The sequence below is a fragment of the Paractinoplanes rhizophilus genome, from assembly GCF_042664765.1.
GTDB lineage: Bacteria > Actinomycetota > Actinomycetes > Mycobacteriales > Micromonosporaceae > Actinoplanes > Actinoplanes rhizophilus.
In genome coordinates, this window is the sequence record NZ_JBHTBJ010000074.1 from 1 (window position 1) to 17,108 (window position 17,108).

Consider the following 17,108-nt stretch of genomic DNA (forward strand, 5'->3'; position numbering starts at 1 on the left):
GCCATCGGCACTTTGCGCCTCGCCGGCGTCACCAACATCGCCGCCGCCAACCGGTACCACGCCCGCGACAGCGCCCGCCCACTCGCCCTGCTCGGGATCATCTGACGACTTTGCCGGGGCCCTGGGTGGATCCCGACGCGGGCAAAGAGAAACTTGACGATTACATCACTCGCTGGATCAAAGAACGCGACCTGAAGCCCAGGACACGCGAGGAATACGAGCGAAGCATCCGGCTTCATGTCCGCCCATATTTGGGAAACGTCGCGCTTAACCAGATAACCGCACAGCACATCCGGACATGGCGCAAAGGACGTCTGGACGCTGGCATCGGCGGGTCCACCGTAGCGAAAACCTATCGTATTCTTCACGCCATCTTCGTCACGCTGTCGACGACGATGTGATTCGCCGAAACCCCTGCCGCATCAAGGGCGCTGGCCACGATAAGGCCAATGAACGCCCGACCGCGACACTTGATCAGGTATTCGCAATCGCTGAGCACATTGACGCGCGCTATCGGCTGATGATCCTCCTGGCGGCCTTCGCGCAACTGCGGTTCGGCGAGCTGGTCGCTCTCCGGCGCAACAGCATCGACCTCGGCAAGATGGAGCTGCGCGTGCGGCTGGCCACCGCCGAGATGGAAGATGGCACCCAGGAGGATGGCGACCCGAAATCCGACGCCGGCAAGCGGCCCATCAGCCTTCCCGCCGGTCTTCGCGGTGACATCGAGACCCACCTTGACCGATACGCCCAGGCGGGCGCGCACGGGCGGCTCTTCGTGGGTCCGCTGGGCGGCATCCCTCGGCGACGCAACTTCCACCGGGTCTGGCGAGCGGCACTCAAGCGTGCCGGGATTCCCGATGACATGGATCTCCACCCTCACGACCTGCGGCACACCGGGAGCACCTGGTCGGCGCAGAGCGGCGCGACCCTCAAGGAGCTGATGACCCGCATCGGCCACTCCAGCACGCGGGCAGCCATGATCTATCAGCACGCGAGCCGGGATCGCGATGACGCCATCGCGGCGGCCTTGGACGCGCTGACCGTTGAGGCCCGGACGCAGGCTACCAAGTGATCTGGCACGGATCTGGCACAAATGGAAACGCCCGGATCTTCGTCCGGGCGTTTCTCCTGGTGGAGCTGAGGGGACTCGAACCCCTGACCCCCACACTGCCAGTGTGGTGCGCTACCAGCTGCGCCACAGCCCCATACCGTCCCCGGTTCGCCCGGGCACGGAGGAAATACTACACACCTCTCCCGGTCAGTTGAGGAGGGGGTCCGGCGGGAAGTGGGCCACCGCCGCCAAGATATCGCCCTGCCTGCGCAGGACCATCGCCCAGAGGTCGTCGGGGCGGTTGACGAAAGCGTCGCCGGGTAGGGCGTCGAGGACGAACCAGGAGCCGGCCGCGATCTCCTCCTCGAGCTGGCCCGACGACCACCCGGAGTAACCGGCGAAGACGCGGATCCCCGCGACGCTGTCGCGGATGCGGTCGGGGTCGCCGGAGAGGTCGACGGTGCCGAGGGCGCCGGAGACCTGATGGAAGCCGTTGAGGCGCCGTTTCACGTCGGGGCGGGTGCGTGCCAGGCAAATGGCCGACTCGGGCTGCACCGGACCGCCCTCGAAGAGCACGGCGGGGTCGCCGGCGAGCTCGCCCCAGGGGCCGAGGACGTCGGAGACGGGGACCTCGGTCGCCCGGTTGAGCACGACGCCGAGGGCGCCGCCGGACTCGTGGGCCACGAGCAGCACGACCGTACGGTCGAAGTTGGGATCTTTGAGGGTCGGGGTCGCCACCAGCAACCTGCCGGTCATCGACTCCATCGACCGGCCTCCGATCCGCTGACCCTCGCTATACACGGGCTGCCCACAGCGCCCGGGGGTAGTCCTCTTCCACCAACGCCATGCTCAGCACATTAGCCCGTGATTCCGGGCCTCGATAAGGTCTGCCCATGAACGCAGAGGCGGAGATCGGTGTCATCGGCGGCTCGGGGCTGTACTCGCTCCTGGCGGCAAGCGCGGGCACCACGGGGGCGGCAAACGCGGGCGCCGCGGGGGCGGCGAGCACGGGCACCGCGGGGGTGGCAAACGAGGACGCCACGAACGCGGCAAACGCGGGCGTCGGGGACGCGACCGGCGCAGGCTCCGCAATAAAGACAAGCGCGGGCGCCACGGAGGTGGAGGTGTCCACCCCCTACGGTCCGCCGTCGGATCCGATCACCGTGGCCGAGATCGGCGGGCGCCGGGTGGCGTTCCTGCCGCGGCACGGGCGTGATCATCGTTACCCGCCGCACAAGATCCCTTATCGGGCCAACATCTGGGCGCTTCGCGCCTTGGGCGTACGCCAGATCATCGCGCCCTGCGCCGTCGGCGGCCTGCGTCCCGAGCTGGGCCCGGGCACGTTCGTGGTCCCCGATCAGCTGATCGACCGCACCAGCGGGCGGGTGCAGACCTACTACGACCAGGGCGCCGTGCACGTGAACTTCGCCGACCCGTACTGCCCGAACGGCCGGCGCGTCCTGCTGGAGAGCGAGGTCGGGCCGGTCGACGGCGGCGCCACGGTGGTCGTGGAGGGGCCCCGCTTCTCGACCCGTGCCGAGTCGCGGTGGTTCACCTCGATCGGCGGCGCCGTGGTGAACATGACCGGCCACCCCGAGGCGGTGCTCGCCCGTGAGCTGGCCGTCTGCTACTCGACGATCGCCCTGGTCACCGACCTGGACGCCGGCGTGGAGGGCGATCACGGGGTGACCCAGGACGAGGTGTTCCGGGTGTTCGGGGAGAACACGGAACGGTTGCGCCGGGTGCTGCTCGACGCGGTGACGAAGCTTCCCGCCGTACGCGAATGTGTTTGCTCCTCCGCTCTTGACGGGATCAAGATCCCGATCGAGTTGCCCTGACGCCGACGGGTGACCGGCGCCCCGGCTCACGGGATCCGCGCCGAAGCCGATAGGTCCTGCGAGCGTCCGCCTCCGGTGGCGACGCCGGGACCGAAGGTGGCGCGGTGGCACGGTGGGCGAAAGTGGTCGTGGTGACCCTTGCCGTCCTGATCGGGCTGGCCGGGGCGGGTTTCGGCGCCGCCGCCCTGTATGCCGGACACGTCGAGGGCGAGGTCGCGCGCGACGACATCCTCGGCCGGGCCGCCGCGCTGCCGCGGATCACCGAGGCCCCCGAGTACGTGATCGTCACCGGGCCGTCGCGGGCGCCCTCCGATGCGCTGGCCGGCGCCGGCACGAACTACCTGATCCTCGGCGTCGACACGCGCGCCACCTGGACGCAGGAGCAATCCCGCAGCGACACGATCATGCTGGTCCACGTCGACGCGACCCACGATCACGCGAGCGTCGTCTCGATCCCCCGGGACTCGCACGTCTACATCCCACCCGTGCCGGGCCGTTGGCCCGGGGGCAAGACCAAGATCAATTCCGCGTACGCCTGGGGCGGCGCACCCCTGATGCTGCAGGTGGTGAGCCACCTGACCGGTCTGGCCATCGACCACGTGGTGCGGGTCGACTTCGCCGCCATCCGCAAGATCACCGACATCGTCGGCGGGGTCGACGTGCAGGTCCGCAAGGCGGTCACCGACGGCCGCACCGGCTACCGCTTCCACGCCGGCGTCAACCACCTCGACGGCAAGCGCGCCGAGATCTACGTCCGCCAGCGGTACGGCCTCGCCCAGGGCGACTTCGACCGGGTCAAGCGCCAGCAGCAGTATCTGCGCGCGCTCGGCGACCGGATCCTCTCGATGGGCGTGCTCGCCAACCCGATGCGGCTCACCTCGCTGCTCTCCGAGGTGGCGAAGGCCCTGGTCGTCGACGCGGGGCTGGACCTCACCGCGACCGCGCGCCGGCTCTCCGGCCTGCGCCCGGACGACCTCCACTACACAACGATCCCGTCGACCGGCTTCGTGCGCACCGCCGCCGGCACCGCGAACCGGCTGGACACGGCCGGATGCCGCGAGCTCTTCCTAGCGCTGCGGGCGGACACGATGGACACGTACTTCCGGCGCCACCCGGGATATCAAGCGGTCAGCGGGAGCTAGACCCTACCGCTTGGGGCGCAGCGAGCGGACGTTCTCGGATGGGGGCTCGCCGCTCGTGGCCGCGCGCATGCCGCTGAGATATCCGTCGGTCTCGCGTCTCTCGCCGTACTCGGAAGTCACCTCGGCCATCCGCTCGGCCAGAGTTTGCAGATCGCGCTCGCGGTCGCCGGCGATCTCCGTCCGGAGATCGCCGAGCGCCGCGGCCAGGTCGTCGCCCGACACGCCCGGGGGCGTCGGCGCGGCCTGCTGCCGCAGCAGGCCGAGGACCTGGTCGCGGGCGAAGACCACGAGTACGGCCAGCCAGGACAGCACGAAGAAGCCGGTCACGATCGAGAAGACCGCCAGCGGGCGCAGGTTGGGCGGCGGCGGGGGCAATCCACCCGGCGGAGGCGGAGGCGGGGTCTGACCCGACGGCATCTGCGTCAGCACCGTCACGATCAGCGCACCGGTCGCCGCGGTGGCGACGATGATGGCCACCACCAGCAGCTTGCTGATGTGGAGGTGCCATCCCCCCAGGCTGGAGTGGTGTTCGGCGCGCGCCCGCTCGGTCACGGGTCGAGGCTAGTGCGCCGCGGCGCTCAGCGCGACATCGACCAGCGACGACGTCCCCTTGAGACGCGTAACTGTCATCCTTCTGTCACCCGGACCGGCTTCCTCGTGTCACCCGGACCTGCTTGCTCCGGTCACCCGGACCTGCGGCGGCGCAGCACCCTCCGGTACGGCTCGAGCATCCGATCGAGGACGGTCTCGAGCGCCTCGCGGTCGGCGCGCGGGATCGGCGAGTCGTCGGCCAGCATCCGGGCGAGCTCGTGGACCAGCGGGTGAGCGGCGGGCACGGCCGCCGGCGCCGGGCCGTTCAGCCGATCCGGGTACGCCGCGAGGACCAGCTCGTTGATGCTCTTGCCGAGCACCGGGGCGATGCGCTCGATCGACCTGATGGTGGGGCGCTGCTCCTCGCTCAGCCAGCGCAGCACCACCGAAGGATCGGTGCCCGCGGCCCGCGCGAAGTGCGTCGGAGTCGGAAACCGGGCGGCCAGGATCGCTTCCTTGAGGTAGACCCCGAAGCCGGTCGCTGCCATCGGCACAGCATAGGCCGGGTTCTCCACGATGGCCGTAGTCCGAGCGGCTGATTGGCTACGGGATCGGGCACTGATACCTTCATTGTCTCGATAACCAATGGGCTCTTCTCCGAGAGGCGGTGGCACGTTGATGATCTTCCTGATTGTCGTCACGTGCGCGACGCTGCTCCTGCTGTTCCGCCTCCTCGTGGCACGCCGCCGCCGGCCGGCCGCGGTGGCCCTCCCCGAGCCCGTCGCCCCAGCGGCACCGGGTGCTCCCGTGGCGGCGAGAGCACCCGGTGCGGATCTTCCGGCGCCGCGACGCCGCCGTCATGACAACAGCGGCCTCGGGCATTTCGCCGGCCACGGCACCAACGCGGCTCGCCGCACGTCGCGTACTTCCCGCTGACGGCCGAGGTTGTTTCGAAAAATGTCGTACCAGTAGGGGACCATGGGTCACGCCCAACGAAGGGACGACCCATGACCGCACCAGCCATCGAGACAACCGGTCTCGTCAAGACATTCGGCGACAACCGCGCCGTCGACGGTGTCGACCTCACCGTGCCCGCGGGCACGGTCTACGGCCTGCTGGGGCCCAACGGCGCGGGCAAGACCACCGTCGTGCGCATGCTCGCCACCCTCCTGCGTCCCGACGGCGGGGCCGCCCGCGTGTTCGGCCACGATGTCGTGCGCGAGGCCGACGCGGTTCGCGGCCGGGTGAGCCTGACGGGTCAATACGCTTCGGTCGACGAAGACTTGACCGGCACCGAAAATCTGATCCTGCTGGCCCGCCTGCTGGGCCACCCGAAATCGCGGGCCCGCGATCGCGCCGCCCAGCTGCTCGAGGCGTTCGGCCTGGCCGAAGCCGCCGACCGCCAGGTCAAGAAGTACTCCGGCGGCATGCGCCGCCGCATCGACATCGCGGCCAGCATCCTCAACACGCCCGACCTGCTGTTCCTCGACGAGCCCACGACCGGCCTCGACCCGCGCAGCCGCAATCAGGTGTGGGACATCGTGCGGGTCGTGGTGGCCAACGGTACGACGGTCCTGCTGACGACGCAATATCTGGACGAGGCCGACCAGCTGGCCCAGCGCATCGCGGTCATCGATCACGGCCGCGTGATCGCCGAGGGCACGCCCGGCGAGCTCAAGTCGTCGATCGGCGCCGGCACGGTCCACGTCCGCCTGCGCGACGCGGCCCAGCGCGAGGCCGCCTCCGCCGTCCTGACATCGGCGCTGGGCACGACGGTCCGGCTCGACGCCGATCCGGTGGCGCTGACCGCCCGCGCCTCCGGTTCCGACGTCCTCGCCGCCGAGCAGGCGTCGCGGGCCCTGGCGCTGCTCGCCGACGCCGGCATCGTCGTCGACGACTTCTCCCTCGGCCAGCCCAGCCTCGACGAGGTCTTCCTGGCGCTCACCGCCCGGGCGGGGGCCGCGGCATGAGCACCACGTCCGAGCGCGCGACTGCCTACACTCCGTCGGCCGAGACGCTGGCCGCGGTCCTCTCCCGCGGCGACCGCCCGGCCCGCCCGAGCGCGTGGTCGGCGTCGATGACCTTCGGCTGGCGGGCGGTTCTGAAGATCAAGCACGTCCCCGAGCAGCTGTTCGACGTGACGGCGTTCCCGATCATCATGACCCTGATGTTCACGTATCTCTTCGGCGGCGCCCTGGCCGGCTCCACCAAGGAGTACCTGCAGTTCTTCCTCCCCGGCATCATGGTCACCAGCGTCGTGATGATCACGATGTACACCGGCGTCGGCCTCAACACCGACATCGAGAAGGGCGTCTTCGACCGCTTTCGCACGCTGCCGGTCTGGCGCCCCGCCGCCCTGGTCGGCATGATCTTCGGCGACGTCCTCCGCTACATCCTGGCCGCCACCACCATCATGCTGGTGGGCCTGGCGCTGGGCTTCCGTCCCGGCGGCGGCGTCCTGGGCGTGGTCGCCGGCATGGCTCTGCTGGTCGTCTTCTCGTTCGCCTTCTCCTGGATCTGGACGATGTTCGGCCTGCTCCTGCGCTCGGAAAAGTCGGTGATGGGCGTGAGCATGCTGGTCCTGTTCCCGTTGACGTTCCTCAGCAACGTCTTCGTCGAGCCCTCGACCATGCCCGGGTGGCTGCAGGCCTTCGTCGAGGTCAACCCGATCACGCACCTGGTGACGGCGATCCGCCACATCATGTCCGGCAGTCTGCACATGCCTTCGCTGATGTGGACCCTGGTGGCCAGCGCCCTGCTGGTCATCGTCTTCGGCACCCTCACCATGCGCCTCTACAACCGCAAATAACCGCGACCGTTACGGCCGTTCGCCGGCCTTGTCCACGATGGCGATCCGCAGCAACGCGGACTTGTAGATCACGTCGCCCGGCTTGGGCTTCGGCCCCAGCCGCAACTCGGCGGTGCCCTTCGCGATGTCCGGCGAGCGAACCACCGTCGCGCCGGCCGGATCGAAGGCGGCCGCGAAGATGTTGTGGCCGGGATACCGAGGTCGTAGGTCGCCCGCGAACCGGTCCGGATCGGCCAACGACGCGCGAATCACCGCGGCGTCCGTGTCGGCGTTGGTCCCGGCCGCTGCCTGCGCCGCCGCAGCCATCAGCGATCTGGCCGTTCCATGACGTCGAGCTCCTGTCGTCGGATTACCTTCTGCCCGTGTCTATGCGCGCGGACCGATCCGTCTTCATCCTCGTCGCACCAGGTCACGGGCAGGGCCACCGCGGAGGCACGCCTACGCGCGGATGTCGTCGGCCTTGGCCGGCCCGAGCTGACCGGGCTGCGGCAAGCCGGTGGCCAGCATCTTGGCCGGCGTCGGAAGGCATGCGAACAGGACGCCGGCGAGACACCCGACCGCCAGGCCGACACCGTGGTTGTTGGTCAGCAGGCAGAGGATCACGGCGGCGATCGGGACCAGAACGGCGAGAAGGCACAAGCCGCTTCGCGCACCGCGGAGGGCGTAGCCGACCGTCAGGGCGCCGACCAGACCGCAGATCGCCACCGAATTGCCGGCGCCGTGCGGCGACCAGCCGGCCGTGCTGACGATGTGCGACGCCAGCCCGGCGACCAGGTAGACCACCAGAGTCCCGATGTTCCCGAGCACGCGGGCCGCGACCGGGGCCACCGCGATCAGTGCGGCGAAGTTGAAGAGCAGCTGGAACCAGCCGTCCGAGTTGACCAGCACCGCGGTCACGGACCGCCACCAGCCGCCGTCGGGGTCGCGCTGGAGAACGTCGACGAGCGCCGGGTGCACGGTCTGCGCGACGGCCATCGCGGCCATCAGCGCGACCAGACCGGCCGCCACCGGCGGAACCGGCCGCCGCCAGATCACCCGGGCGAACTCCCACGGCGGTATCCGGCCCTGCGGCCCAGCCAGGCCGAGCAGCACCTGGCTACCCGAGATGACCACCGCGGCAGCGCACAGATACAGCACCGCAACCATGTTCGTTCCCCCGATCGTCGACCCGCAGTCAGCTTCTCACCGGCCGACGTGCTGCCGCCGTGCCGAACGGGTCAGGCGTACCCCTGACATCTGTCCTGGGACCGCCCGCCGTCACCGGCGAACTCACCGTGCGGGGACCGTCATCGTGCCCGGGCCTCCAGCAGCGTGCCGATGATCGCGATGAGCACCATCGCCCCGAATATGCCACCGAGGACACGCCACGCGGCCGGATGCCCGAAGTTCAGCGTCAGGCCCAGGCCCGAGCGGCGCGGCACGAACAGTCGCGGATCCCGCGGGTCCGAGTAGAACCAGCCCTGCCATCCCGTCATAACCCAGTGTCTCCCCACCGGACACCCTGGCGGCGGTCGCCGAGGATCTGAGCACCGAGCTGCGCCGCGAATTGACGACCGTCTGGCTGCTAATCCTGCCCCGGGCCCAGCTGCGCGCCCTCATCCGAGACCGGAGCCGCAAGGGGCCTAGCCACCTGAGTGATCCGCTGACCGTCGGCCTGATGTGCCGGATCGAGGACCTGAGCACGGACGACCTGCAGGGTCTTGTCCGGTTCTTCCGGTCGCGCTCCGATGATGACCCCCATCTGGGCCGTCTCGCGGGATGGATCGAGCGGACATTCCTAACCGGGCCGTCGGGTCGTTCGGTTCTGGGCGGCGTTCAGTTATGATGAACGTGGGCAGCGAATGAACGGAGTCTAGCGTTGGTCATCGTGAACGGCCTCTTGGACGCCGTACGAGAGCGCCTGCGCGAGCTAGGTGTCGCCCTTGACGCCGAGCAGTCGGTGCCGGAAGCCGGTATCGACGCGGTCCTCACCCTGTCGCGCGGCCGCCAGCGGCAGCGGTACGCCGCGGAGGCGAAGGCACCGATGACTCTCAGCTCGGTGATCCATGACAAACCGGAGCGACCCGGCGGATACTCCGATCCGCGGCTGATCGTCGGTGACCGCATCAGCCGGCGCAGCGCCGACGCCCTGCGCGCCGCGGGCATTCAGTTCGTGGATGCATCGGGCAACGCCTTCATCACCTTCGGCGATGTGCTCATCGACGTGCGCGGCCGCACCGAACCGGCCCTCACGTCCGGTGCCCACCGTCAGCCCGATCGACCACCGCACCCCACGAACCTCTTCAGTTCCCGGCGTTCACAAGTCATCCTCGCGTTGCTCAGTTGGCCGGACCTCTCGGATGCGACAGTCCGGGAGATCGCGGCCGCTGCTGGAGTTTCCACGGGACAGGCGCACGACACCGTCCTTCGACTTCAGCAGACCGGCTTCCTGGCGCCGGGGTCGCGGAGGCTGGAGCGGAACGACGAACTTCTCGACCTCTGGACGGCCGCTTATCTGACCGGCCTCGGCCCGCGACTCGCGCTCGCCAGATATCACGGCGACCCGTCTCGGCCCCTCAGCGGCGTGACGCCAGAGCGCCCTGTTTATCGCAGCGGCGAGTCGGCCAACGGCATCGGAGTCGTGCGTCCGGCGACGTTGACGATCTACCTCGACCGTGTGGATCCGAGGTTCCCCATCCTGAACCGATGGGATGCGAGTCCCGACCGCGCGCCGAACATCTTCCTTCGCCGGAAGTTTTGGGCCTCACCACGGGCTGATGAGGAACAGTTCGCGCCGAACGGCCAGAACGCCCCGTGGCCGCTGGTCTACGCCGATCTCGTAGCCACGAGAGACGCGCGCCTCCGTGAGGTCGCACAGAGCTGGAGGGCCCGCTTTGCTCGATCTGACCAAGTGTGATCCCGCGCTGTTGCAGCTCCCGGACGCGGTGGTCACCGCACTCCTGGCCCAGTCGACCGAGCTTCGCCCCGAAAACGTGATGATCGTGGGCGCGCATTGCCGCGACATCTTGCGCAGCGCCTCGGGACAGCAGTCCGGGCTCCGGACCACCGAAGACATCGACTTCGGGTTGGCTTTGGCCGACTGGGCCGCGTACGACGGACTGACGAAAAGGTTGGAGCCGGTCGGCGACACCCGCATCCGGTACAAGGTCGCCGACGTGCCCACCGACCTCATTCCGTTCGGCCGCTTGGAAAGGCCACCGGGCACGGTCAAGCCACCGGCTCGCGCCGAGTCGATGGGCGTCCTCGGCTTCACCGAGGTGTTCCATGCTTCCGGCCCGCTCACTCTGCCCAACGCCGGAACAATACGTATTCCCACCATCGCCGGCTACGCTGCGCTCAAGCTGGCCGCGTGGCTCGATCGCAGCGCCTACCACAAGTACAAGGATGCTTCCGACATCGCCTCGGTTCTCCACTGGTATTCGGAGCTGCCCGCGGTCTATGCGTTCCTCTACGACACGGAAGAGGGCGTCGACATCCTGGTGGAGGAGGGCGCGGACTATCCGGTGGCCGCCGCCCGTGTCCTCGGGCGGGATATTGCCGGAGTCCTCGGCAGCCGCACTTCCGAGCTCGCTGGAAGCTGGCCGGGCCCGCGGGCAGAGTCGCTCTACGTCGAAATGGCGGCAACAGGCGCTCCCGCCTGGCCCAGTTCTCCGGCGCGCCGCAGGGAGCTGATCCAAGGAATGGAGCGGGGGCTGGGCTTCCACTCAAGCCGTGTTCAGAAATGATGAACGCCGTCCAAAACCGAACACACGCTTCCGCGAACCGGCGCTATCGACGGGCCTCCGCCGCCGGCGCGGGTTGGTGTCGGGTTGCGGCCTCGATCAAGCCCACCTGGGTGGTGATCAGTTCCTCGGCCGTGGTGCCCCATTTCTCGCCGGCGAGATGGCCGGCTACCTCCATGCCGACGATTCCGTGCGCGCTGGTGAGCAACAGCGCGCCGTAATGCCGGGCGTCGCGGCTGCCGACCAATTCGCCGACAATCGCCAGGAACTCGTCCTGGTTGCGGCCCGCGGCCTGCAGCAGCGCCGTCGGATCGCCGGCCGGGGCGGTGAACATCAGTTGGTACAGATGCGGCCGGCGACGCCCGACCGCGATCAGGCCGGTCACCGCCGCGTACAGCCGCTCGGCGGGTGCCAGAGCCTCATCCGTACGCAAATCTCGGGTCTCGTCGGTGAGCCGGTCCCAGGCCTCGGCCGCGACCGCGGTCAGCAAGCTGTCCTTGTCGGCAAAATGCCGATAGGGCGCGCCGCGGCTCACCCCAGCCCGCGCACCCACCTCGCGCAACGTCACGGCCTCGGGGCCGCCCTCGTCGAGCAACTCGGCGGCCGCGTCCAGCAGGGCGCGCCGGGTGGCGGCGGCGGACTCGAGGCGGCTGACCATGCCAGACAGCGTACCGATGCCTTCAGTTGACAATGTCATCTCAAGCCCGGATAGTAAGTCAGATGACAACGTCAACTGAAACTCGGGAGTACGTCCTCGTCACGGGCGCGTCGGTCGGCATGGGTGCGGCCACCGCGCGGGAATTGGCTCGCCGCGGCTTTCACGTCCTGGCCGGCGTACGCCGCCACAGCGATGGCGACGCCATCCGCGACGCCGGTATCGAACCGGTCATCCTGGACATCACCGACCAAGACCAGATCGCGAAGCTGGCCGGCCAGTTCCGAGGCACGCTGCGTGCCGTGGTCAACAATGCCGGCGTCGCCGCCAACGCCCCGGTGGAAACCCTGCCGCTCAGCGAATGGCGGCGCTCCTTCGAGGTGAACCTCTTCGGCCACGTGGCGGTCATCCAGGCGTTTCTGCCCGCCCTGCTGGAGAGCAAGGGCCGGATCGTCAACATCAGTTCGGTGGGCGGCAAGGTGGCGATGGCGAGCTACGGGGCGTACGCGGGGAGCAAGTTCGCGTTGGAGGCGATGAGCGACGCCCTACGTCGGGAGGTGGCGCCGCACGGCGTCCAGGTAGTCGTCGTGGAGCCCGGCGGCGTCCAGACCGAGATGTCCGATCGCGGCATCGCCACCGCCAACCGGCTGGCCGCCGAGATGACTCCGGAACAGCGGGCACGCTACGGCCCGCTGATGCAGGCGATCGTGTCCCACACACGAGCCTTCACCGAGGCCGGCCTGCCCGCCGACCGGGCCGCTCGGATCATCGCCAACGCCGTCACCGACCGACGGCCCCGGATCCGCTACACGATCGGCCGGGACGCCGCGATGTTGACCCGCCTCACCCGCATCCTCCCCGACCGATTGCTGGACCGCGCGGTAGCGGCCAACCTCCGCGCCCACTACCCCGCGCCCCAGGACGTCGGCATCCGCTAGCCGTCGATCTGTACGCCGTCCCAAGTGGACAAACAGAAGGGGTGACCCGCCGGATCGGCGTAGACAAAGCAGTGGTCGGAGTTCGGCTGGAAGTCGAAGCGGGTGGCGCCGGCGGCAAGGACCCGCGCCTCGGTGGCTTCGAGGTCGTCGACGAAGAAATCGAGGTGCATCTGCATCGGAACGGCACCGACCGGCCACACCGGTGGGCGGAAGTCGTCGACCTGCTGGAAGCCGATGTCCGCGTTGGGTCCGGTGACGGTCGCCCAGTGGGCGTCCCCCTTCGCCACGCCGTCAGTGATCGCGGCGTAGAACCTGGCCAGTACGATCGCGTCCGGCGCGTTGACGGTGACGCCACTGAGCCTGATCGCGCCGGACATCAGCGGAGTCCCCTCTGCTGGTACGTCGGCGTCAGCTCGGTCCACCGCGCATGCCAGGTCGGCTCCGGCGTCCGCTCGTTCCACGAATCGGGAGTCGGCACCGCCCCGCCCGCGAGGGACCGCGCGAGATCCTCGAGATGGGCCTGCCATCCGGCGCCGTGGAAGTGGAGACGCTCCCGCGGCAGGCCGCGCTCCTCGACGACCAAGCGCGTCCTCGGGCCCTCTTCGCTCAGCCACGCCTCGATCTGGCCCTCGTCCGCGGTGCCCGGCTCGGTGGTGAGCACCAGATGGTGGGGCTTCTCGCAGACATCGATGCGCCCAGGACCCGTCCAGGTACTCGTGAAGATCGCGTCGAACAAGCCACCGGCCCGCAGGTCGCCGGAGACCTTGGCGATCCAGCGTGCGAGCCGTTCCGGATTCGTGCACGCCTCCCACAGGTCGTCGATGTCGGTGTCATAGACGTCCTCGACGCGAACCGCACCGCGGGCCTCGTCGAGCGACCGGATAGTTCCGACGATCTTCACTTCCGCTCCTTCTTTCCTCGGGCGATCTCCGTGTGCAGGGCATCGAGGCGGTTTCGCCAGAGCGCGCGGTACGGCTCCAGCCACTGATCCACCTCGACCAGCGCCTCCGGCCGGAGGGTGTAGATGCGGCGTTGCGCGTCCTGCCGGACATCGACCAGCCCGACCTCCCGAAGCACGCGCAGGTGTCGCGACACCCCCGGGCGGGCGATCGGAAGTGCCGCCGCCAGTTCACCGGCGGTCGCCGGGTGGCTGCGGAGAATCTCGAGCACGGTGCGCCGGCTCGGGTCGGCAAGCGCCTGCAATACGTCATCCATATTGCGCGTCAGCGTACCCAACCTGTTACGTAATAGTAAGGGTACATAGGAGGCCGCCTTCATTTGACAGGTTTGGATATGGTCGCGGTTCTGGCGCGGCTGCCCCGCGAGGAGGTTGACGATGACGGACCCGATCGATCCTTCCGGCGTCAGAGGCTCGCTGGCCGACGTGCTGGCCGCCCTCGGCCGAGCTGAGACGCCCGCCGGCGACCAGGACGAACAGGAGCCGCCCATCGGTACGGGCGAGGCCGTCGACGGTCGGGTCCGGGTTCGGGCGGTGCTGCCCGGGCGGATAGAAAGCCTCGAGCTGGATCCGTCGGTGCTGCGGCTGAACGGCGAGGAGTTGGCGCGGGAGATCGAGTCGGCCGTCAACGCCGCACTTGCCGATCTGCAGGGCCGAGCCGTGGCCACCGCCGGTACGGCCAGCCTCGGCGCGCTCACCGACCAGCTCAAGGAGATCCAGCTCAACGCCGAGCGCCAGTTCGCGAAGCTGACGGCGTCTTTGGTCGAAGCGCAGGAGCAGCTCGCCCGCCGGGCCGGTGACCGATGACCGGCTTCCGGATCGATCCCGAGCGGCTTTCGGCGTCGGGGTCGGCCCTGCAAAGCATCGCTTCGCGGCTCTCCTCGGAGCTGGCGTCGTTCCAGTCGGAGCTGGCCGGTTTCGGCGCGCCCTGGGGAAGCGACGACATCGGTTCGCTGATCGGCGCCGCCCATGATGAGGTGTCGTCGTGGGCGTTCGAGTGCTACCAGGACGCCCTGGACGAGATGGCCGAGGCGGGCGCCGATGTGGTGGAGATCAGCGCGCGGTACACGGAGGTGGACGAGAGCGTCAGTGGCCGTTTTCATGGGCTTCTCGCCGAGCCCGGGGACTGACAAATGGGCATGGAGATCCCGGGCGAGCTTCGGTCGCTGCTCAGCGTCCTCGGTTACCACTGGCCGGAGGCCGACGAGAGCGCGCTGGTCGAGATGGGCCAGGCGTGGATGTCGTTCTCCGACCGGCTGGAGGCGATCGTGTCGGACGCGACGTCGACCGCCGGCGAGGTGTGGACCGAGCACGAGGGCGAGGCCGTCGCCGCGTTCCAGGCGTGGTGGGCCAGGGAGGACAGCCCGGCCAAGACGCTTTTGGACGGCGCGAACGCGGCCACGCTGACCGGCACCGGCCTGATGATCTGCGGCGGGATCGTGCTCGCTCTCAAGGTGGCGGTCATCGCTCAGCTCACCATCCTGGCGGCGGAGATCGCGCAGGCGGTGGCGACGGCGGTGCCCACGTTCGGCGCCAGCTTGGCCGAGATTCCGATCTTCCAGCAGCTGACCCGGACAATCGTCGGGAACCTCGTGCAGGAGGCCGTCCTCCAACTGCTGGACGGCTGATCGGACATGGCGAAGGGCTCCGGACGGCTCATGCGGGCCGCGCTGCGGTTCCTCCGCAAGACGCGCAAGCGGAGCCGCCCGGATCGGATGAATCCCTACTTCACGACCCACACCATCGGTGGTGGTCACGTGAAGCCGGGGAAGCCCAAAGGCTCTGGCTATCACTACCGCCCGGGCGGCAAGGACTTCCCCGACCGCCGGCTCGTGCCCGGCTCGAAGGTCACCTATCCCAACGGCGTGTACGAGGCAGAGCCCGAGTTCTTCGACCCAACCCTGAACCCACCAGCCGGCGCCTGGAAGCCGAAAGCCGGCTTCGGCGGCGTCAGCACATTCTTCCCCGACCACTGGACGCCGGCGCAGGTGGACAACGCGGTGGCCGGCGCCTTCAAGAACTCCACGCCGCTCCCCGGCAACATGTGGGCAGGTACCTACAATGGCGTCACGATAAGAGGCTTCTACGACCAGACCGGTGGCTTCACGCACGGCTGGCCCGTTCCCTAGCGCATCGAGAGGCCCGCGGTGAGTGTTGTCAGCTTGGGTATCGATCCCACGTATGGCCTGCCCGTGTACCAGGTCGAGGACCAGCGGTACGACCTGCTGGGTCAGTGGCTGACCGCTGACCTCGACAGGTTCTTCCTGGTCACTCTGGACGCGCTGGCGATGTCCGACGACGTGGCTCGCGGCAAGCCGCCGTTCGAGGAATGGAGCAGCGAGAACTACGCGGTGTCGTTCACGCCGTCGCGGTTGATGATCACCAATCTGTGGGTGCCCGGCGCCGAAGGGGAGTTCCCGGCCGACGTCGCTCGGGAGGCGATCGAGGACTACTGGCGGTTCCTGGTCGCTCAGCCGGAACGACCAGCCGTCCGGGAATACCGCCCGGACCTTCCGACGTGGCAGGCCGACCTGCTCCGGTGGGAGGAGAAGTGGGGCCGCACCCACCCGTACCGCGGCCGGCTTTTCTAAAAGCGCAACCACCGCTCAACCGCAACCACCGCACCGCGGGGCGTCCGGGGGCTCGGCCGCCGGAACGGAATACCGAAACGGCCCCCTGCTCGCGCTTTCCGCGAGCAGGGGGCCGCCAAGCCGTGAAGGTGCTCTCCGCTTGCTTGAACTCCATCGAGCAGGGGCAACACCTACGGGCCGCGCTCGCCGAGCCTGCGCGTCAGAGATTCGCTGGAAGCACCCAAGACTCTCGGGATCGACCGGCCAACGACATCAAATCAAGACGGAGGCGGCCAACAAGACCGTGAAACCGCCTTGGCGTTCGCTCGACCAGCTGGCTACTCGCCGAAGGGCTGTACTGCAATAAATGCGGCCAGGTCGCGGACATCGCGGTGCCCGTCATACTCGCGTAGCAGGGTGATATAGCGGACCTTGTCGAGGTCCCAGTCGTACTGCTCCAGTGTTTCGCTACTCTGTGCGGCGACGAAAACCAGGTCGGCGAGCAACCTTGTCGCGCGGCCGTTGCCATCAGTGAAAGGGTGAATTCTGACGGTCTCGGCATGTGCGGCAATACCCAGCTGGCGCGGGCTCCAGTCGTCCGTATGCTCCCAGCGGTATCGCAAGGTGTCCAGCGTGCTGCGAAGCTGGACGGCGATCTGGGAGGGCGCGACGCCGATGTTCAGCTCACGCATGCGAAACACCCCGCCCTAGACCCAAATCTCACCGTACAGCCGCCGGTGGAGCGAGCGCACGAAGTGGTCGCTTAGCGTAAGTACTCCCAATTCCCGTGGGTGACTGTGGGTAACGCGGTTCGTGGGCATGGTGACGGTCGGCGTGGCCGGTTGCGGCGGCGCCGTCGTGATGGCGGGGTTGGTGTCAGCCGGTCTCGGGTGG

General features: G+C 68.7%; 25 protein-coding genes and 1 tRNA gene. 14 read left to right on the forward strand and 12 right to left on the reverse strand.

The annotated features are described in order from the left end of the window. Nucleotides 1-125: 125 nt before the first annotated feature. Together ACFQS1_RS39355 and ACFQS1_RS39360 are read left to right on the forward strand one after the other, a co-directional pair. On the forward strand, nt 126-401 hold the full coding sequence (locus tag ACFQS1_RS39355; protein WP_378977962.1) for a phage integrase: 276 nt from the start codon (nt 126-128) through the stop codon (nt 399-401). Further along, a complete protein-coding gene (locus tag ACFQS1_RS39360) occupies nt 398-1,072 on the forward strand; it encodes a tyrosine-type recombinase/integrase (RefSeq protein WP_378977964.1) in 675 nt (224 codons plus the stop codon). Before ACFQS1_RS39355 ends, ACFQS1_RS39360 begins: the two co-directional genes overlap by 4 nt. A gap of 57 nt (nt 1,073-1,129) precedes the next feature. On the opposite strand, the gene ACFQS1_RS39365 is transcribed toward ACFQS1_RS39360, so the two are convergent. Together ACFQS1_RS39365 and ACFQS1_RS39370 are read right to left on the reverse strand one after the other, a co-directional pair. Then, a tRNA-Ala gene (locus tag ACFQS1_RS39365) sits at nt 1,130-1,205 on the reverse strand. A gap of 53 nt (nt 1,206-1,258) precedes the next feature. Then, nucleotides 1,259-1,816: a YqgE/AlgH family protein gene (locus ACFQS1_RS39370; RefSeq protein ID WP_378977966.1), complete on the reverse strand. Its 558-nt coding sequence runs from the start codon at nt 1,814-1,816 to the stop codon at nt 1,259-1,261. A gap of 128 nt (nt 1,817-1,944) precedes the next feature. Between ACFQS1_RS39370 and ACFQS1_RS39375 the strand changes: the two genes are divergently transcribed. Further along, nucleotides 1,945-2,889 carry an S-methyl-5'-thioadenosine phosphorylase gene (locus ACFQS1_RS39375; protein WP_378977968.1) on the forward strand — a complete coding sequence of 315 codons (945 nt, stop codon included), beginning with the start codon at nt 1,945-1,947 and terminating at the stop codon, nt 2,887-2,889. 104 nt (nt 2,890-2,993) lie between these two features. Continuing rightward, nucleotides 2,994-4,031 (forward strand): LCP family protein, encoded by a 1,038-nt coding sequence (locus ACFQS1_RS39380; RefSeq protein WP_378977970.1) that lies wholly within the window; start codon nt 2,994-2,996, stop codon nt 4,029-4,031. 3 nt (nt 4,032-4,034) lie between these two features. On the opposite strand, the gene ACFQS1_RS39385 is transcribed toward ACFQS1_RS39380, so the two are convergent. Further along, nucleotides 4,035-4,583, reverse strand: a complete 549-nt coding sequence (locus tag ACFQS1_RS39385; RefSeq protein WP_378977972.1) for a hypothetical protein — start codon at nt 4,581-4,583, stop codon at nt 4,035-4,037. 131 nt (nt 4,584-4,714) lie between these two features. Next, nucleotides 4,715-5,110: a helix-turn-helix domain-containing protein gene (locus ACFQS1_RS39390; protein ID WP_378977974.1), complete on the reverse strand. Its 396-nt coding sequence runs from the start codon at nt 5,108-5,110 to the stop codon at nt 4,715-4,717. A 459-nt stretch (nt 5,111-5,569) separates the two neighbouring features. Between ACFQS1_RS39390 and ACFQS1_RS39395 the strand changes: the two genes are divergently transcribed. After that, nucleotides 5,570-6,532, forward strand: a complete 963-nt coding sequence (locus ACFQS1_RS39395; RefSeq protein ID WP_378977976.1) for an ATP-binding cassette domain-containing protein — start codon at nt 5,570-5,572, stop codon at nt 6,530-6,532. Next, nucleotides 6,529-7,371: an ABC transporter permease gene (locus ACFQS1_RS39400; RefSeq protein ID WP_378977978.1), complete on the forward strand. Its 843-nt coding sequence runs from the start codon at nt 6,529-6,531 to the stop codon at nt 7,369-7,371. Before ACFQS1_RS39395 ends, ACFQS1_RS39400 begins: the two co-directional genes overlap by 4 nt. Nucleotides 7,372-7,380: 9 nt before the next feature. Here ACFQS1_RS39400 and ACFQS1_RS39405 read toward each other — a convergent pair whose 3' ends face one another. The 3 genes from ACFQS1_RS39405 to ACFQS1_RS39415 all read right to left on the reverse strand — a co-directional run bounded on the left by ACFQS1_RS39405 (nt 7,381) and on the right by ACFQS1_RS39415 (nt 8,846). Beyond that, on the reverse strand, nt 7,381-7,677 hold the full coding sequence (locus ACFQS1_RS39405; protein WP_378977980.1) for a hypothetical protein: 297 nt from the start codon (nt 7,675-7,677) through the stop codon (nt 7,381-7,383). Between the two features lie 132 nt (nt 7,678-7,809). Continuing rightward, nucleotides 7,810-8,517, reverse strand: a complete 708-nt coding sequence (locus ACFQS1_RS39410; protein ID WP_378977982.1) for a rhomboid family intramembrane serine protease — start codon at nt 8,515-8,517, stop codon at nt 7,810-7,812. A gap of 140 nt (nt 8,518-8,657) precedes the next feature. Then, entirely contained in the window at nt 8,658-8,846 is a 189-nt protein-coding gene (locus ACFQS1_RS39415) for a DUF5808 domain-containing protein (protein WP_378977984.1), read from the reverse strand. Nucleotides 8,847-9,238: 392 nt separating this feature from the next. Here ACFQS1_RS39415 and ACFQS1_RS39420 point away from each other — a divergent pair, with 392 nt between their 5' ends. Both ACFQS1_RS39420 and ACFQS1_RS39425 read left to right on the forward strand, forming a co-directional pair. Next, entirely contained in the window at nt 9,239-10,267 is a 1,029-nt protein-coding gene (locus ACFQS1_RS39420) for a type IV toxin-antitoxin system AbiEi family antitoxin (RefSeq protein WP_378977986.1), read from the forward strand. Continuing rightward, entirely contained in the window at nt 10,245-11,096 is an 852-nt protein-coding gene (locus ACFQS1_RS39425; RefSeq protein WP_378977987.1) for a hypothetical protein, read from the forward strand. Before ACFQS1_RS39420 ends, ACFQS1_RS39425 begins: the two co-directional genes overlap by 23 nt. Before the next feature lie 43 nt (nt 11,097-11,139). On the opposite strand, the gene ACFQS1_RS39430 is transcribed toward ACFQS1_RS39425, so the two are convergent. Further along, a complete protein-coding gene (locus ACFQS1_RS39430; RefSeq protein ID WP_378977989.1) occupies nt 11,140-11,751 on the reverse strand; it encodes a TetR/AcrR family transcriptional regulator in 612 nt (203 codons plus the stop codon). 62 nt (nt 11,752-11,813) lie between these two features. Here ACFQS1_RS39430 and ACFQS1_RS39435 point away from each other — a divergent pair, with 62 nt between their 5' ends. Beyond that, nucleotides 11,814-12,686 (forward strand): SDR family oxidoreductase, encoded by an 873-nt coding sequence (locus ACFQS1_RS39435; RefSeq protein ID WP_378977991.1) that lies wholly within the window; start codon nt 11,814-11,816, stop codon nt 12,684-12,686. Here the strand turns inward: ACFQS1_RS39435 and ACFQS1_RS39440 are convergent. Genes ACFQS1_RS39440 through ACFQS1_RS39450 form a run of 3 tightly spaced genes read right to left on the reverse strand, consistent with a single transcriptional unit; the run spans nt 12,683 to nt 13,922 of the window. Further along, entirely contained in the window at nt 12,683-13,063 is a 381-nt protein-coding gene (locus ACFQS1_RS39440) for a VOC family protein (RefSeq protein WP_378977993.1), read from the reverse strand. The genes ACFQS1_RS39435 and ACFQS1_RS39440 overlap by 4 nt on opposite strands. Further along, nucleotides 13,063-13,587, reverse strand: coding sequence for an SRPBCC family protein (locus ACFQS1_RS39445; RefSeq protein WP_378977994.1), 525 nt, complete (start codon nt 13,585-13,587; stop codon nt 13,063-13,065). The genes ACFQS1_RS39440 and ACFQS1_RS39445 overlap by 1 nt, the downstream gene beginning before the upstream one ends. Then, nucleotides 13,584-13,922, reverse strand: a complete 339-nt coding sequence (locus ACFQS1_RS39450; protein WP_378977996.1) for an ArsR/SmtB family transcription factor — start codon at nt 13,920-13,922, stop codon at nt 13,584-13,586. Before ACFQS1_RS39450 ends, ACFQS1_RS39445 begins: the two co-directional genes overlap by 4 nt. 100 nt (nt 13,923-14,022) lie before the next feature. Here ACFQS1_RS39450 and ACFQS1_RS39455 point away from each other — a divergent pair, with 100 nt between their 5' ends. Genes ACFQS1_RS39455 through ACFQS1_RS39475 form a run of 5 tightly spaced genes read left to right on the forward strand, consistent with a single transcriptional unit; the run spans nt 14,023 to nt 16,235 of the window. After that, complete coding sequence (locus ACFQS1_RS39455; RefSeq protein ID WP_378977998.1) at nt 14,023-14,451, forward strand: YbaB/EbfC family nucleoid-associated protein; 429 nt, start codon at nt 14,023-14,025, stop codon at nt 14,449-14,451. Beyond that, on the forward strand, nt 14,448-14,774 hold the full coding sequence (locus ACFQS1_RS39460; RefSeq protein ID WP_378978000.1) for a WXG100 family type VII secretion target: 327 nt from the start codon (nt 14,448-14,450) through the stop codon (nt 14,772-14,774). Before ACFQS1_RS39455 ends, ACFQS1_RS39460 begins: the two co-directional genes overlap by 4 nt. 3 nt (nt 14,775-14,777) lie before the next feature. Next, complete coding sequence (locus ACFQS1_RS39465) at nt 14,778-15,272, forward strand: WXG100-like domain-containing protein (RefSeq protein ID WP_378978002.1); 495 nt, start codon at nt 14,778-14,780, stop codon at nt 15,270-15,272. 6 nt (nt 15,273-15,278) lie between these two features. Further along, a complete protein-coding gene (locus ACFQS1_RS39470; protein WP_378978004.1) occupies nt 15,279-15,773 on the forward strand; it encodes an EndoU domain-containing protein in 495 nt (164 codons plus the stop codon). 33 nt (nt 15,774-15,806) lie between these two features. Beyond that, nucleotides 15,807-16,235: a hypothetical protein gene (locus ACFQS1_RS39475; protein ID WP_378978006.1), complete on the forward strand. Its 429-nt coding sequence runs from the start codon at nt 15,807-15,809 to the stop codon at nt 16,233-16,235. A 317-nt stretch (nt 16,236-16,552) separates the two neighbouring features. Here the strand turns inward: ACFQS1_RS39475 and ACFQS1_RS39480 are convergent, their stop codons facing one another. After that, nucleotides 16,553-16,906 (reverse strand): Fic family protein, encoded by a 354-nt coding sequence (locus ACFQS1_RS39480; protein ID WP_378978008.1) that lies wholly within the window; start codon nt 16,904-16,906, stop codon nt 16,553-16,555. Nucleotides 16,907-17,108: the final 202 nt, after the last annotated feature.